Source organism: Pantoea sp. Pa-EAmG (assembly GCF_030024295.1).
In the GTDB taxonomy this organism is placed as follows: domain Bacteria; phylum Pseudomonadota; class Gammaproteobacteria; order Enterobacterales; family Enterobacteriaceae; genus Pantoea; species Pantoea dispersa.
This window is the reverse complement of the sequence record NZ_JASEWO010000125.1, coordinates 1-14,176: the sequence shown is the minus strand read 5'-3', so window position 1 is coordinate 14,176 and position 14,176 is coordinate 1. Positions and strand designations below refer to the sequence as shown.

The window sequence follows — 14,176 nt, the reverse complement described above, 5'->3', positions numbered from 1 at the left end:
CCATAACAGCACCGGTAAGTTTACCCGAAAACAGGCGATAAATCGCCATCTGCGAATCATGTTTCGATGTTGGTTATTTTATATTTAAAACAGCAGCTTACGTCATTAGTCTGACTTGCTGGTTGTTTGTAATCGAGTTACCAGAGAAGCAGCACAAAACCGGCAGCGATGACCGGCGGCAGCAACACGTACGGCAGTATGGACAATTCTTCACTGAACGCATAGCCAGCTTTGTTGATACCTGTCCACATGTTGATGAATGCGATTATCACCCAGACGGCGATGAAACTTTTCGTGGTTAACTCACTGGGAAAGGGCCCTAAATGCCAGAGCCATCCAAATGCCAGGAAGATGCCAAATAGCGCAAAGCCACAGATAAGGATGACAACGGTGTGCATTTCCGGCGCTCCTGTTTGCATGGTAAAGCGACCGGCGAGCGATCCCGCCGGTCACGGCTGTTATCCTTCACACGACGGTGCTTTCGCTGGCGTCAGAAGATCGGACAATCCAACCCGATGTAGCATTTCGGCGCGCAAACGGTCGATGACCGCAAAGCCGATATTCGCGCCGTCTTCGGACGGATCGTTATGGACACGAAATGGACGCGTACCAAACGGCATACCGACAACATCGGCAATCTGTGCTGCAACGCGCGCGGGATCGGCATCCTCCGGCACTATCCCCGCAAAGGCCTTTTGCACAACATCGCCGAATCCGGCATAAGGACCTGCTTCATACTCCGCGACACGCCCGGTGTCGGCAGGACTTCCTGAATGGGCAAAATGGTTCGTCCCTTTGGTAAAGGCTCCCGGCACGATGATTGTCGTCTCAATGCCGAATCGGCTGAGCTCGCGCGCATACTGAACGGCAAGCGTATCCATCGCCGCTTTGGCGGCAAAATAAGGGGCCAGATAGGGCGGTGTGCCGCCGGTCACGCTGGAACTGGAAATCCAGACCAGCAGGCCTTCACGGCGGGAGCGCATATGCGGCAGTATGGCCCGGTTGACGCGCTGCGTTCCCAGCACGTTAACGTCATATTGCTGGGCGAACTGCTCTGGCGTGAAGGCTTCGGCCGGGCCGAACATCATGTGGCCAGCATTGTGTACCACCACATCAAGCTTCCCGGCGTCGGATATTACCGTTTCAATGGCAGCATCAACCGATATGTCGCTCTGAACATCAAGTTCCAGCGGCCGGAGGTCAATTCCTTCCCGCGTGGAAAGTTCGCTTAACTGGCGGACATTTGCGGCATTACGACCCGCAATATCCCGCATTGATGCATAAACGGTATGACCAGCACGAGCCAGCGCTTCGGCGGTCAGGCGACCGAAGCCGCTTGACGATCCGGTCACAAGGATAATCTTCTGAGACATAACAGTACTCCTTTGACTCAATCTGCAGTTTGCGGCTCAGACCATTCCGCCATTGGCGCGCAGGATCTGTCCGTTCATCCAGCTGCCCTGTGGTCCGGCGAGAAAAGAAACGACACTGGCGATATCCTCAGGCGTGCCGAGGCGTTCCAGCGGATTCATTTTGGACATGCGCGCGATCAGTTCATCGCTTTTCCCGTTGAGGAAGAGGTCGGTCGCAGTCGGACCGGGCGCGACGGCATTGACGGTGATGCTGCGTCCGCGCATCTCTTTGGACATGATGGTTGTCAGTGTTTCGACGGCCGCCTTGGTCGCGGCATAGACGCCATAATTCTCAAGCTTAAGCCCGACAACCGACGTGGAGAAGTTGATGATGCGCCCGCCAGAACGCAGGCGGTTTGCCGCTTCGCGCAGGGTGTTAAACGTCCCCTTAAGATTGATGTCAATCTGCTTGCTAAAACTCTGATCGTCGGCGCTGGCCAGCGGAGACAGCATCATTACGCCGGCATTATTGACGAGCACATCAATACCACCAAACGCAGATTCGGCTAAATCGAACATGCGTTTGACCTGGCTGGCTTCAGCAACGTCCGCCTGCGCGGTGATGGCACTGCCACCGGCGGCTTTGATCTCCTCAACCACGGCGGCGGCAGCCTCTGCGTTGCCGGCATAGTTCACCACGAGGGCAAAGCCGTCCGCAGCAAGCTGCCTGGCAATGGCGGCACCAATTCCGCGGGATGCACCGGTTACGATTGCAACTTTCTCTGAAGCAGACATAGATATTCTCCCATTTTCGCGCGGTATCGCGCCTGAACAAGGAGAAATCTAGCACTGTATCTTTTCCGGATAATCAGTCACTATCTGGTATCAGAATCCGATAATAACGAACAATGCCATGGACAGAATTGATACGATGCGCGTTTTCACGCGTGTGGTAGCGCGCCGCAGTTTTACGAGGGCGGCGGAAGACCTCGGCCTGCCACGCTCGACCGTAACGGACGCGATTAAGCATCTTGAATCGCGCCTGGGCATTAAGCTGCTGGAACGCACCACGCGTCACGTCAGCCCGACGCTGGACGGTGAAGCCTATTACAAGCGCTGCGTTTCTATACTGGACGATATCGAGGATGCCGAGGGGGCGTTTGCCGGCGCCCGGCCGAAGGGATTGTTGCGTGTCGATGTTCATGGCACGCTGGCAAGACATTTTGTTCTGCCGCACCTTCCTTGTTTCCTCGAAGCTTATCCTGATATCGAAATCTATCTGAGCGAGGGTGACCGGCTGGTCGATCTGGTGCGTGAGGGAATTGATTGTGTTTTGCGTGTCGGAACGCCGCAGGACAGCGATATGATCGCGCGGTGCGTCGCCACGCTGGAAGAGGTCACGGTCGCTTCGCCCGGTTACGTCTCCCGGTTCGGGCTTCCGTCGGATCCGGATGAACTGCATTCCGGCCACAGGATGATCGGATTCCGCACCACGGGCAGCAGCGGTATCCTGCCGCTGGCCTTCAGGGTGGACGGCAAGCGCATCACCACGACGATCAAAACTTCAATTACCGTTAATGCGGCTGATACCTTTGTATCCGTGGCGCGCATGGGACTCGGCATCATCCAGGTGCCGCGTTATCACGTGGAAGATGATCTGAAGACGGGGACGCTCGTCGAATTGCTCAAAGCCTTTCCACCTGAACCGTCTCCCGTCTCTGTCCTGTATCCGCGCAACCGACAGCTATCACCCAGAGTCAGGGTCTTCATCGAATGGCTAAAAGAACTCTTCATGCAGCACGACGTGGATAGCCATGCCGGCAAGTAATCTGTGTGAAAATCGAAAACGGTGCAGAGACGGCTGGCGCCGTCACAGATTACACAGATATTGATAGAGCTCCGCGTCCCGCTGATCTGGCGTAAAGCGCGGGCAGCTGTGACACTGCTGGCTCAGCGTGCGGTAGTGCTGCAGTAAACCAAGTTCACGCAGCATGCGCAGCCAGCCCATCGGGCCATAACACTGCTGCTCATAAATTTTGTCGCGGATACTTTTCACGTCCACGCGCAGCAGCGTGGCGTTAAGGTCACTGTAATCCGGGTGCTTTTTGGTGCCGCCGACCTGTTTGAACAGAAAATTGCGCTCGTAAAACGCAGCAACCTTCTCTTTGACCTGAATAAAGATGTCATCCACCTGTTCAATGAAAATGGTGTAGATCATGATTTTCAGGTACAGCATAAACACAATATTTTCACTGTCTGCCTGATAGCGTACCGACAGCGTGCCAAGCTCTACCACTTTGCGCTTTTCCAGCTGCAGGGCGGCCATCTCTTCACGGAAAAGTTTGCTGCATGGCAGACAGTTATTGTGATTGGCGATGACGCTTAGCGTGCCGAGGATATCCTGGCCTTTGCGGGCGAGAAACAGCGTGCTTTCCGGATTCAGCAGCCCTTCGTTATAGAGAAAAATTGAGCGTTTTTCCTTAACGATTCCACTGCGCCGGTACTGTTCGTTGGTCACCTCCATCCCTTTAAGGAAGTCAATCAATCCGCTTGCCGGTGTAATGCTAATGCGCTGATCGATACCATTAAGTATCCTGCACATTCTGTGGGTTCTTTTTGTCAGTACGCCATCAGAGATAGCGCTGCTAATCACTGATTTCCTTGTTAAATGCACTGTAATCCTCAACCAGTCCACATTAAAGTTTCGCTAATATAATAAATATAATTTAATGATTGAATAAATTTTTGCTGCAAATTTAGATCGCCTTAAAAGCGTGGCGGCAGCAGATGAGGCGCGTTACAGGGGAGAAAATACCGGCGGTAACAACCGGAACGATAGCAGGGATAATGATTAGCGTGATTTAATATTCGTAGTCGAACAAACAGCATGGCGCTGGCTGATTTCAACGCCTCGTCGCGACAAAGGATTTTAACTGGTCAATAAACGCTCTCAGCGAGGCCGACATATGGGGATTGTTAACGTAATAGAGATTAAGACCTGAAAACACTGCAGACCACTCGCCCAGTACCTGCCTGAGTTCGCCGCGTTCAATCCAGGGTTGTGCGAACTGATCGCTGATATAGGCCAGCCCGGTTCCTTTTAACGCCGCGTCGAGCACAAAATCCGTTTCGTTGGCGGTGACAATGCTTTCAACATTCACGCTGTGCGCGCCTGCCGGCCCATGAAATTCCCAACGTTGCAGCACACCGGTATCGGCCCAGCGATAGGTCAGGCATTGATGCTGGCGCAAATCCTGCGGATGTTGTGGCTCGGGATGGCGTGAAAAGTAGTCCGGGGAACCGACCACAATCATCCGCATGTCGGGCGTCAGCCGCACGGCAATCATATCCTGCTGCACGAGTTGTCCCGATCTGATGCCGGCATCGAATCCCTTGCCGACAATGTCTGTGAGGCTGTCATCAATAACCACATCAAGAGAGACATGCGGATAATTCTCCCTGAATAACGGCAGCATGGGCGCAATCAACATGCGGGCAGCAATACGCGGCAGATTGATGCGAACCCGTCCACGCGGCTCCTCCTGACAGGCACCGACGTCCCTGACGGCCGAGGCGATCTCCGCCATCGCCGGCATCAGACGATTGAGCAGGGCCTGTCCTGCTTCCGTCGGCGCCACGCTGCGGGTGGTCCGGTTGAGTAACCGGCTACCCAAACGCTCCTCGAGCGCGCGGATGGTATGACTTAGCGCGGAGGGCGACACACCCAGGCGCTGCGCCGCCCGTCTGAAACTGCGTTCCTCCGCGACACACACAAATGCCCGGAGTTCGCTATATTCGCTGCCTTTCATTATTGCTTCCCGGCTCAACAAGCTGTGTCGATTATAGCGTATTGTTATTCATAATCAGAAGCCGGAGACTAACAACACCAACAAAATTAATGACCTGGAAGGGCTTTACGATGACAAAACACATGCGACGCTGGGAAACAGACGCCATCGGGCGCGATAACCTCGAACTGAGAACGGTCGCGATGCCGGTTCCGGGTCCGCAGCAGGTGCTGGTGAAAGTTGAAGCCGTCGCCCTGAATCACCGGGACAAGATGGTGATTGAGAATGGCCGGGGCCTGCCGCTTGCGTTTCCTTTTACACCGGGGTCCGATCTGGCCGGCGTCGTTGTTGGCCAGGGGGAAGGGGTCAGCCGCTTCAGCACCGGTGACCGGGTTATCTCAACGTTCACGCCCGACTGGATCGACGGTGTGCGTCCCGGCGATGCGCGCACGCCGGCCTATAAAACGCTGGGCGGCTATTATCCCGGCGTGCTGGCTGAATATGTGGTTATGCCGGAAGCGTGGCTGGTTACCGCCCCTGCGACGCTTAACCCGATTCAGGCTGCCACATTGCCCTGTGCCGGTCTCACCGCCTGGTTTGCGCTGGTCGAACGTGCCGGCGTGCAGGCTGGCGATATTGTACTGATTCCCAGTACCGGCGGGGTTGCCCTGTTTGGTTTGCAGATTGCCAAAGCGCATGGCGCGCAGGTGATCGTCTCCGGTAGAGCCAGCAACGCCGACCGGACGAAAGCGCTGGGTGCCGACCATTATGTGGATCGCCACCGGGAAGACTGGCTGGAAGAAATTTACCGCATCACCGCCAATCACGGCGCCGATCATATCCTTGAAGTCATCGGTGGCGATCATCTGGGGAAATCCGTGCAGCTGGCGGCGGTCGGTGGGCACATCTGTCAGATCGGCGCGCTTGATGGCTTTGACTTTAGCTCACCGACGATGCCGCTGATGATGAAAGACGTGACCCTTCATGGTATCGGCACCGGTAGCCGCCGCGCACTCACGCGCCTGATTCGTGCAGTTGATCGGACCGGCATAAAGCCGGTGATCGACTCGGTGTACGCGTTTTCTGACCTGCCATCAGCGCTGGACCATCTGGACCGGGGGCCTTTCGGTAAGGTAGTCATCACGCTGAGCAGCGAGTGAGACGCGCGCTGTTCGCTGGCGATTTATGCAGCATTCACCCGTCGTCCAGCGGCCATCGCCACGCATGACATCATTACCGCCTTTAATCCTGAAAATCCCGTCGCTGATTATGTGCTTAACTTAGCGTTGACACGGCAACAGGGTGAAACATGACGTTTAAAAGGAAAAATGAAGCGGCAATCATTTCAGGTTCCTCGCTGCTGCGCAGTATTTTGCTGTCCGGCGGATTGCTGATATGCGCGATCATTGCGCTCACCCTGTGGACGCTGCGCGAAGACTGGCACGGCGCGGTGCGCCAGACGGAAGAGATGGCGGTCAATCTTTCCCTGTCACAGTCACGTCAGGCGGAAGATACCGTGCTCCAGACCGAACTGGCCCTGCGTGAAGTGCAGCGCGACCTGCAGGCGCAGCCGCTGGAAAAGCTCAACGCCGCCAACCTGAGCCAGATTATGCGCGATCTGCAAAGCCGTCTGCCGCAGCTGCATGGGCTGTTTTACTATGATGAGCAGGGACGCTGGATCGCCACCTCCACGCGCAGCGTGCCGGTGGGCACCAACAACTCTGACCGTGAATATTTCCGCTATCACCGCAACAACAGCCGTGACAGTTTGCACATTGGCCCGGTGATTCGCAGCCGCAGCACTGGCGATCTGGTTATTCCGGTTTCCCTGCGCGTCAGCGATGCCGCGCGTGATTTCAAAGGCATCCTGTTAGCCACTATTAAAGTGGATTATTTCCGCCGTTTTTACAGTTACTACGAACTGGGGCCGCGCGACGTGCTGGTACTGATGCTGGCAGACAGCACGGTGCTTTATGCCCGTCCGATGCCCGACAGCTATATCGGCAAAAGTCTCTCCGCCAGCCATCTGTTCCAGCAGATGCTGGTGAAAGCCGATCGCGGCAGCGGCGAGTGGAACGCGGCGCTGGATGGCCAGGTGCGCATCTTCGGCTTCGCCAGCTCAGAACGCTATCCGCTGGTCGTCGCGGCGGGTTATGACAAGCGCAATCTGTATCTGCGCTGGGTGAAAGGAAGACTGCAGGATATTTCCCTGAACGTGGCGCTGCTGGTCGCGATTATCCTGCTGGGACTGTTTGTCATTCGTCAGGCTCGGCATAGCCAGCATTATCAGGAAGCGCTGCTCAAACTAAAAAACGACCTCGCCGATGCCAATCACCATTTGGATCAGCTGGCGTTTTTTGATGGGCTGACCGGTCTGGCTAACCGCAGACAGTTTGACCGCTTTTTGCAGAATGCTCTGCATAATCTGCGGGAAAAATCAGCACCGGTGTCGCTGATTTTGATGGATATTGACTACTTCAAACACTACAACGATCGCTACGGGCACGTGGCAGGCGATCACTGTTTACGCCAAGTGGCCGACGCGCTTAAACGCCTTAAGCTACGGCAGAGCGACATGGTCGCGCGCTATGGCGGCGAGGAGTTTGCCATCATCCTCGCCGGTGCCGATCAGCATGCGGCGCTGAATATTGCGCGTCAGGCAGTACAGGCGATTGCTGACCTGCATCTGCCTCACGCCGCCTCCGCACTGCCCGACGCGCAGGTGACGCTCAGCGCGGGCTGTGCGACCACCTGGCATGACGATCAGGCCGGCAACCTGATCGAGCATGCTGATGCGGCGTTGTATCAGGCCAAGCATAGCGGACGCAATCAGGCGCAGGCCTGGCGGGCAGTGAGTGATTAACGGTTAAAACCTGGAATGAAGCGTGAAACATCGACTTCCATAAACTGCGAGCGCTGGAAGTTGTGTTTCAGGTCATACGGCACCGTACAGTCAAAAATGGTTTTACAGGTGATGCCATGAGCGCGAATCGAGTTGCTGAAGGCCGGATCCTGTGAGGGATCGAGCGGGTGACAGCGCACGCCGGGAATGAAGATGGTATCCGCGTCGCCCTGATAACGCGTGGTCATCGCCCAAATCACGTCATTTAAGTCGAACACATCAACATCTTCATCGACCAGGAACACGTGCTTCAGCTCTGAAAAGGCCGAGAAAGCCAGCAGGGCAGCCTGACGCTGGCGTCCCTCATCCTGTGGGCCGCGCTTATTGATTTGCAGCACCGCAACATATTTCCCGGTGCCTGGCGAAGGGCAATGCACATTCTTCACCAGACCGGGTAACGCACGCTCAACCATATCGAGAATGCTGGCTTCGGTCGGGATACCGGCCAGATTGGTGTGCTCGTCGCTCGGTCCGATGCAGGTTTGCAGGATGGGGTTTTTGCGGTGCGTCACGGCTTTGACTTTAATCACCGGCACTGCCGCCTGCGCTTCACCGGTATAACCCGGGAATTCCGGCATCGCTTTACCGCTATGGGTATGCTGATCTTCCTGTACGCGATAATCCGGCACCAGTTCACCCTCAATCACGATCTCTGCATGGGCAATGGCGCGGGCATCAACGGCGACACCCTTAACCAGCTCAACCGCCCGACCGCGTAAACCCCCGGCTATCGCCAGCTCATCAAAACCGAGCGGCGTGGTCGGCGGCTCGAAACAGGCACCAATTTCGATGGCCGGATCGACACCAATACTGATGGTAATTGGCAACGCTTTGCCCGCCTGCTCAGCCTTGATGCGGAACTGATCAAGATGGCGGCCCGGCACAAAGTACATCGAGATCTCATCTTTGCCCTGCACGCATAAGCGGTGAATAGTGACGTCGTGTTCGCCGGTTTCCGGATCGGCGGCATAACACATCCCCATGGTGAAATAAGGGCCGGCATCTTCAGGCGTGTTGGTTGGCGCGGGCAGCAGGCGGCGGATATCAAAACCGTCATCCGTGGCGAGGTGCACCACTTCCTGACAAACCGCCTGCTGCTGGCTTATTTCCACCGGCGCAATGGCATTGTGTACCGATGAACGCAGCAGATGCGCCAGCTTTTCTTTCGGCACCCCTAACAGGCGCGCCACGCGCTGCCGTGAGGCCAGCAAACCAATCAGTACGCGAAAGTTGTCGTAACCTTTGATGTGATTAAACACCATCGCCGGTCCGGTCTGCGTGGGACGCATCACGGTACCGCCCGCGCCAACGTAACGATAGACACCGGACAGTTCCGCTTCGGGATTTACCGGTTCATCGGTCTCAATATACTCACCATCAAATTGTTTCAGCAGTTCGATGGCAGAACGCAGATCGTAAACCTCACTGCTGTGCGAAGAGGGAGATGTGTTTGACATAGGCTGTTCCTTAGTTTGGGAGTGTCAGGTCATCACTGGCGGGATGTAAACCCTGCCAGCGCGTGGCGCCAGCAGTGTCGATACCAAGCTGATCCAGCACGCGACCCACGATATGATTTTCCACATCGGCGATTGTGGCCGGATGGTTGTACCAGGCCGGCACAGGGGGAATCAGGCTGACGCCCATGCGTGACAGCGCCAGCATGTTTTCCAGATGAATGGTGTTAAGCGGGGTTTCGCGCGGTACCAGAATCAGTTTGCGCTGCTCTTTCAGGACGACATCAGCGGCGCGGCCAATCAGCCCTTCCGCATACCCGCTGCGGATACCGGCCAGCGTTTTCATGCTGCAGGGAATAATCACCATCCCGTCGGTGACAAATGAGCCCGAAGAGATAGTCGCGGCCTGGTCACCGGCCGGATGAAACACATCGGCCAGCTGTTTGATGTCGTTGAGAGAACAGTTGGTTTCATGTTCCAGCGTCACTTTTCCCCAGCGTGACAAAATGAGATGCGTTTCGATGTGAGGAATGTCCGCCAGCTGCCGCAGTAATCGCAGCGCGAGTGGGGCGCCGGTGGCGCCGGTTACGCCGACAATGATGCGCATAAGGCCTCCTGTGAAAGGCAAAAATTTTCCGGCGCGTTCCTGCCGTCGCCGTCCTGCTGGCAAAGATAATGCGCTCGCTAATCAGGGGCTAATTGGTATTATGCTTTTATTAATAACGAATCCTTATCAGGAGTAGCATGGATTACCGTAAGCTGCGTTCTTTTCTGGCACTCGCCGATACGCTGCATTTCGCACGGGCGGCGGCGGCGGTTAACCTCACGCAACCGGCGTTGTCTCAGCATATTCAGGCACTGGAGCAGCAGTGGGGCGTGAAGTTATTTGCGCGCGACAAGCGTAAGGTGAGTCTGACGCGCGAAGGCGCATTGCTGCTCGGGGAAGTCCAGCAGACGGTGCAGCGTGTGGAGCATCTGCAGGACACGATTAAGCAGGTGGCCGCCGGACGACGCGGCATGTTACGCATTGGCTATGTGGGCACATCTATGCTGGAGCCGGCGCTGGTCAAAATTATCCGTGCCTTCAGACGTGATTTTCCCCAGATCGCGCTGCAACCCGTGGAGTACAGCGTCAACCAACAGCTAAGCCTGCTGGAGAGCGGCGATTTGGATATCGGCATCCTGCGCGGGCCACTGCCGGAACGTCGTCAGATTAGCCGGCAAATTCTGCATCAAACCTCGCTGTGTGCGGTGCTGGCCGACGACCATCCGCTGGCGCAGCAGGCCTGCGTCTCGCTCGCTGATTTGCTAGCGGAGCCGCTGATTTTGCAGGAAGATCCGGAAGGTATCGGGCTGGGTGGCGCGGTACTTAATCTCTATGCCGCCGCCAGGCAGATTCCCGCCAGCGTGCTCCGCGCGCGCGATGTGGCCACCGCCGTTGACCTCGCTGCGCTGGGTCTGGGCGTGACCTTCATCCCCCACGCCCCGGAGAGATTTTTGCGGCAGGATGTGGCACTGCTGCCGCTGGCGCAGCAGGATGTCACAACGGCACTCTACCTGTGCTGGAAAACCGGCGCGGCCAACCCGGAGATCCGGCGCTTTGCCGGGTACGCGCAGTCACACTATGGTGAGGAACCCGCTGCGTAATCAGCCGGGCATTCCAGCCTCAGCGGCGTTATGGGGATCAATACGGCGAATTGCTATGCCATATCGGCTAAATTGTGATTCACTGACGTATCTATTGTCAGATTATGCGTGAGAAGCGCAGTCATGAAGCCAACACTGAATCAGCTAATGAGTTTTTGTACCGTGGCAGAAGTGGGGAATATAGGCCGGGCAGCAGAAAAGCTGAATATTTCGCAGCCACCGCTAAGCAGACAAATAGCCCAGCTCGAACGTGATGTGGGTGCGAAACTGTTTACCCGTAATGCCAAAGGCATGAAACTTACCTTTGCCGGCGAGCAATTCCTGAAAGATGCTTACGCCGTATTAAGAATGATGCAGCAGGCGTGTAGTAATGTGCAGGCTGTTTCAGAAGGGCAAATGGGATTGATTAAGCTGGGCGCAACCATGTACGCATCGTACAGTGTGGTGCCGCAACTGGTCATGAAACACAGAATGAATTATCCCAGTATTGATCTGCAATTTCAGGAAATGATCCCGACCGGGTTAAACGCTGCGCTGGAGGATGGGCGGCTGGACGTTGCGATCAGCTTTGCGGAAGTCACCAGCTCCGCGATTAACTCGCTGGTGTTATTGCGTGAACCGTTAATTGTCGCGCTTCCTGCGGATCATCCCCAGGCGAATGTCGAAAATTTCACCCTGGAAACGCTGGCCAATGACCCGTTTATCATTGTGCCTCGCCCTATGTCGCCGCTGCTTTATGACAGAATTTTTAATCAGTGCCTGAAAGCCGGCTTTAGTCCACATATTGGCGTTGAGGTTTCGGTCCAGCAAACCATCGTTAATTTCGTCGCTCATGGATTAGGGGTGGCCATCATTCCGGCAAGTATGGCGACGGCGCAGATAAGAGGCATTAATTATCGGAAAATTGCGGACGCAAATACCATCGAAAATATCCTGATGTGGTCTTCTAATAATAAAAATCCAGCGCTGGAACACTTTATTAACCAATGCCGTGCCCTCGCAGAGGAGTTAAGCACGGCATCGGACACCCGCATCAGTTCTTAGCAATCACGATTTCGATCAGGCTGGGTTTACCGCTGGCGATAGCCTTCTCGACAGCCGCAGCGATCTGTGAAGCCACCTCAATCTTACGCGTTTTCAGCCCCAGCGCGGTGCCAAGTGCCTGATAATCAATCACAGGATCTACCAAATCCATGGCGATAAAGCGATTGGTTTGCGCCGAGGTATAATCATCTTTAGACCGCATAAAGTTCTTAAGAACATTATATTCAGTATTGTTCATCACAATAAAGGTTACCGGCAATTGCTCATGGGCGGCGGTCCACAGCGACTGAGGCGAATACATTGCCGCACCATCCCCAACAAAACAGACAACAGGGGCTTTGCCCAGTCCGAGGGAATACCCCACTGCAGCGGGCATGCCCCAGCCCAGACCGCCACCGCGCATAAAAGCATATTGATCTGCTCTGTTACTCGACAGCGATCTACGCAGCGATTGTGAGGTCGCAATCGCCTCGTCAACAATTGTTATATCCGGACCAATAGCGCGCGCGGCCTCAAATGCGGCGATCAATGGCGTAATCTTCGTGGCCGACTGCTGCTCTTGTACCGACTGTAATAAGTTCTCTTTAGTTTGTTCGAACTGTGCTGCCGCAGCCGCGAAACGACGCTGATAATCCGGGCGATTATGCGCGGTAGCCTCTTTCAGCTCAGGTAGCAGCACCGCCAGCGATAATTTAATATCGCCGAGAGTTGAGAGCTCGCTACGATAAGTTCGTCCCAAATCGCCTGCATCGGCTGAGAGCTGGAACACTTTACAATGCTCCGGCACGGCACGCCCCTCGGTGTAGAGGATGGTGATGAGCGATTTACCGCCGAGCGCAAAGATTGCATCGTATTGATCAAGCGCTTTGGCAATGTCCGTCGCCTGAGTAGAGAGATTGCCTCGCCACAGAGGATGCGCGGTGGGATACGGAATCCGATTCGGCCAGGTTGAGCCGTAAACGTCAGCGGCCAGCAACTCAGCCAGTGCGACAACTTCCGCAGCCGCGCCGCTTTGATGAATCTCATCGCCGGCAATAATCGCGACCTTGCCAGGGGTGAAGGCGGCTAACTTTTTGGCTAACAGCGGCAGTGAACCTGCGACCGCTTTACGATCAACGTTAGACGGCGCGCCGATGTCGACGGAGCTCATGGCTTCCATCACATCCATCGGTAAAGAGAGGAAAACCGGGCCTTTGGGCGCAGCATCCGCATCATGAAAAGCACGGCGAACCAGGATTGGTAACTGGTCAACGCTGGTGACTTCCTTCGACCATTTGGAAAAAATCTTACCCATACTCACTAAATCCCCCAACAGCAGGGGATCGGTGATGCTGTGGCGTAAATCCTGCTGGCCAGCCGTCACCACTAATGGCGTTTGCGAGCAAACCGCATTATGCAGATTGCCCATGCCGTGTCCCAGACCGCCGGCCGTGTGCAGATTGAGAAAACCGGGCTTACCGGCGGCCTGCGCGTAACCATCGGCCATCGCAACCGCACTGGCTTCCTGCAAGGCAAGCACATAGTTGATGTTGGGATTTCGGAGCAGGGCGTCCATGAACGGTAATTCAGTCGTACCTGGGTTACCGAACACATACTCAACGCCTTCACTCTCTAACACTTCCAGCAGGACATCACCACCGCGGCGTACCGGGGTGTCGTTTAATTTTGCAATGGGTTTATTCATCGTTGTTCACCTCTGACTATCGGTTAATAATCCGCCAGTTTCCGGGCTGAATTTATCTTAGAAGCAGGGTGAGCGTTGATTCCAATACTAAGATTGGCCTGTTTGATACCCTAAAAGGTATGGCAGTGAGGTGAAGCAGGCGGCGCGGTACTTTGTCAGGGAACTGGCAAAGGTACCGCGTCATTAAACAGCACCTTTAGGTGGCAGGGCAGTTGAGCAGGCCGCCCACGGGTAAACCAGGCAAATAGTTATTCTTTAGCGTTCTGTTGCCCCACGGCATGTCTTTGGATTCGTGAACGAATTGT

The 14,176-nt window shown here is 55.4% G+C and carries 13 protein-coding genes; 5 read left to right on the top strand and 8 right to left on the bottom strand.

Features of this window, described 5'->3' with window-relative positions; all coding sequences use genetic code 11:
* Window positions 1-137: 137 nt before the first annotated feature.
* The 3 genes from QMM04_RS15925 to QMM04_RS15915 are packed head-to-tail and all read right to left on the bottom strand — an operon-like array spanning window position 138 to window position 2,147.
* Window positions 138-398, bottom strand: a complete 261-nt coding sequence (locus tag QMM04_RS15925) for a hypothetical protein (RefSeq protein ID WP_282996519.1) — start codon at window positions 396-398, stop codon at window positions 138-140.
* 60 nt (window positions 399-458) lie between these two features.
* A complete protein-coding gene (locus tag QMM04_RS15920; RefSeq protein WP_282996518.1) occupies window positions 459-1,373 on the bottom strand; it encodes an SDR family oxidoreductase in 915 nt (304 codons plus the stop codon).
* Between the two features lie 36 nt (window positions 1,374-1,409).
* Window positions 1,410-2,147, bottom strand: a complete 738-nt coding sequence (locus tag QMM04_RS15915) for an SDR family oxidoreductase (RefSeq protein ID WP_159377714.1) — start codon at window positions 2,145-2,147, stop codon at window positions 1,410-1,412.
* A 118-nt stretch (window positions 2,148-2,265) separates the two neighbouring features.
* On the opposite strand from QMM04_RS15915, the gene QMM04_RS15910 reads away from it, so the two are divergent.
* On the top strand, window positions 2,266-3,180 hold the full coding sequence (locus QMM04_RS15910; protein WP_159377715.1) for a LysR family transcriptional regulator: 915 nt from the start codon (window positions 2,266-2,268) through the stop codon (window positions 3,178-3,180).
* Window positions 3,181-3,222: 42 nt separating this feature from the next.
* Here QMM04_RS15910 and QMM04_RS15905 read toward each other — a convergent pair whose 3' ends face one another.
* Together QMM04_RS15905 and QMM04_RS15900 are read right to left on the bottom strand one after the other, a co-directional pair.
* Window positions 3,223-3,870 carry a hypothetical protein gene (locus tag QMM04_RS15905; RefSeq protein ID WP_278706715.1) on the bottom strand — a complete coding sequence of 216 codons (648 nt, stop codon included), beginning with the start codon at window positions 3,868-3,870 and terminating at the stop codon, window positions 3,223-3,225.
* Between the two features lie 385 nt (window positions 3,871-4,255).
* Window positions 4,256-5,161, bottom strand: a complete 906-nt coding sequence (locus QMM04_RS15900) for a LysR family transcriptional regulator (RefSeq protein ID WP_282996517.1) — start codon at window positions 5,159-5,161, stop codon at window positions 4,256-4,258.
* A 110-nt stretch (window positions 5,162-5,271) separates the two neighbouring features.
* On the opposite strand from QMM04_RS15900, the gene QMM04_RS15895 reads away from it, so the two are divergent.
* Window positions 5,272-6,300, top strand: a complete 1,029-nt coding sequence (locus QMM04_RS15895) for an NAD(P)-dependent alcohol dehydrogenase (protein ID WP_282996516.1) — start codon at window positions 5,272-5,274, stop codon at window positions 6,298-6,300.
* 149 nt (window positions 6,301-6,449) lie between these two features.
* Complete coding sequence (locus QMM04_RS15890) at window positions 6,450-8,003, top strand: sensor domain-containing diguanylate cyclase (protein WP_058759152.1); 1,554 nt, start codon at window positions 6,450-6,452, stop codon at window positions 8,001-8,003.
* On the opposite strand, the gene QMM04_RS15885 is transcribed toward QMM04_RS15890, so the two are convergent.
* Together QMM04_RS15885 and QMM04_RS15880 are read right to left on the bottom strand one after the other, a co-directional pair.
* Window positions 8,000-9,499: a UbiD family decarboxylase gene (locus tag QMM04_RS15885; RefSeq protein ID WP_021509403.1), complete on the bottom strand. Its 1,500-nt coding sequence runs from the start codon at window positions 9,497-9,499 to the stop codon at window positions 8,000-8,002. The two genes, QMM04_RS15890 and QMM04_RS15885, sit on opposite strands and share 4 nt — an antisense overlap.
* A 10-nt stretch (window positions 9,500-9,509) precedes the next feature.
* Window positions 9,510-10,103 carry a UbiX family flavin prenyltransferase gene (locus QMM04_RS15880; protein ID WP_238562341.1) on the bottom strand — a complete coding sequence of 198 codons (594 nt, stop codon included), beginning with the start codon at window positions 10,101-10,103 and terminating at the stop codon, window positions 9,510-9,512.
* Window positions 10,104-10,240: 137 nt separating this feature from the next.
* On the opposite strand from QMM04_RS15880, the gene QMM04_RS15875 reads away from it, so the two are divergent.
* A complete protein-coding gene (locus QMM04_RS15875; RefSeq protein WP_238562340.1) occupies window positions 10,241-11,143 on the top strand; it encodes a LysR family transcriptional regulator in 903 nt (300 codons plus the stop codon).
* A 123-nt stretch (window positions 11,144-11,266) separates the two neighbouring features.
* Window positions 11,267-12,187, top strand: a complete 921-nt coding sequence (locus tag QMM04_RS15870) for a LysR family transcriptional regulator (protein ID WP_282996515.1) — start codon at window positions 11,267-11,269, stop codon at window positions 12,185-12,187.
* On the opposite strand, the gene QMM04_RS15865 is transcribed toward QMM04_RS15870, so the two are convergent.
* The gene (locus QMM04_RS15865; protein WP_282996514.1) at window positions 12,177-13,871 is read right to left on the bottom strand and encodes a thiamine pyrophosphate-binding protein; all 1,695 of its coding nucleotides are present in this window, start codon (window positions 13,869-13,871) and stop codon (window positions 12,177-12,179) included. The two genes, QMM04_RS15870 and QMM04_RS15865, sit on opposite strands and share 11 nt — an antisense overlap.
* Window positions 13,872-14,176: the final 305 nt, after the last annotated feature.

Excerpts from the sequence above, each read along its gene's own strand:
- QMM04_RS15880 (WP_238562341.1), bottom strand. The coding sequence starts at position 10,103 with ATGCGCATCATTGTCGGCGTAACCGGCGCCACCGGCGCCCCACTCGCG.
- QMM04_RS15900 (WP_282996517.1), bottom strand. The coding sequence starts at position 5,161 with ATGAAAGGCAGCGAATATAGCGAACTCCGGGCATTTGTGTGTGTCGCG.
- QMM04_RS15875 (WP_238562340.1), top strand. The coding sequence starts at position 10,241 with ATGGATTACCGTAAGCTGCGTTCTTTTCTGGCACTCGCCGATACGCTG.
- QMM04_RS15870 (WP_282996515.1), top strand. The coding sequence starts at position 11,267 with ATGAAGCCAACACTGAATCAGCTAATGAGTTTTTGTACCGTGGCAGAA.
- QMM04_RS15920 (WP_282996518.1), bottom strand. The coding sequence starts at position 1,373 with ATGTCTCAGAAGATTATCCTTGTGACCGGATCGTCAAGCGGCTTCGGT.
- QMM04_RS15925 (WP_282996519.1), bottom strand. The coding sequence starts at position 398 with ATGCACACCGTTGTCATCCTTATCTGTGGCTTTGCGCTATTTGGCATC.
- QMM04_RS15910 (WP_159377715.1), top strand. The coding sequence starts at position 2,266 with ATGGACAGAATTGATACGATGCGCGTTTTCACGCGTGTGGTAGCGCGC.
- QMM04_RS15895 (WP_282996516.1), top strand. The coding sequence starts at position 5,272 with ATGACAAAACACATGCGACGCTGGGAAACAGACGCCATCGGGCGCGAT.
- QMM04_RS15915 (WP_159377714.1), bottom strand. The coding sequence starts at position 2,147 with ATGTCTGCTTCAGAGAAAGTTGCAATCGTAACCGGTGCATCCCGCGGA.
- QMM04_RS15890 (WP_058759152.1), top strand. The coding sequence starts at position 6,450 with ATGACGTTTAAAAGGAAAAATGAAGCGGCAATCATTTCAGGTTCCTCG.
- QMM04_RS15885 (WP_021509403.1), bottom strand. The coding sequence starts at position 9,499 with ATGTCAAACACATCTCCCTCTTCGCACAGCAGTGAGGTTTACGATCTG.
- QMM04_RS15865 (WP_282996514.1), bottom strand. The coding sequence starts at position 13,871 with ATGAATAAACCCATTGCAAAATTAAACGACACCCCGGTACGCCGCGGT.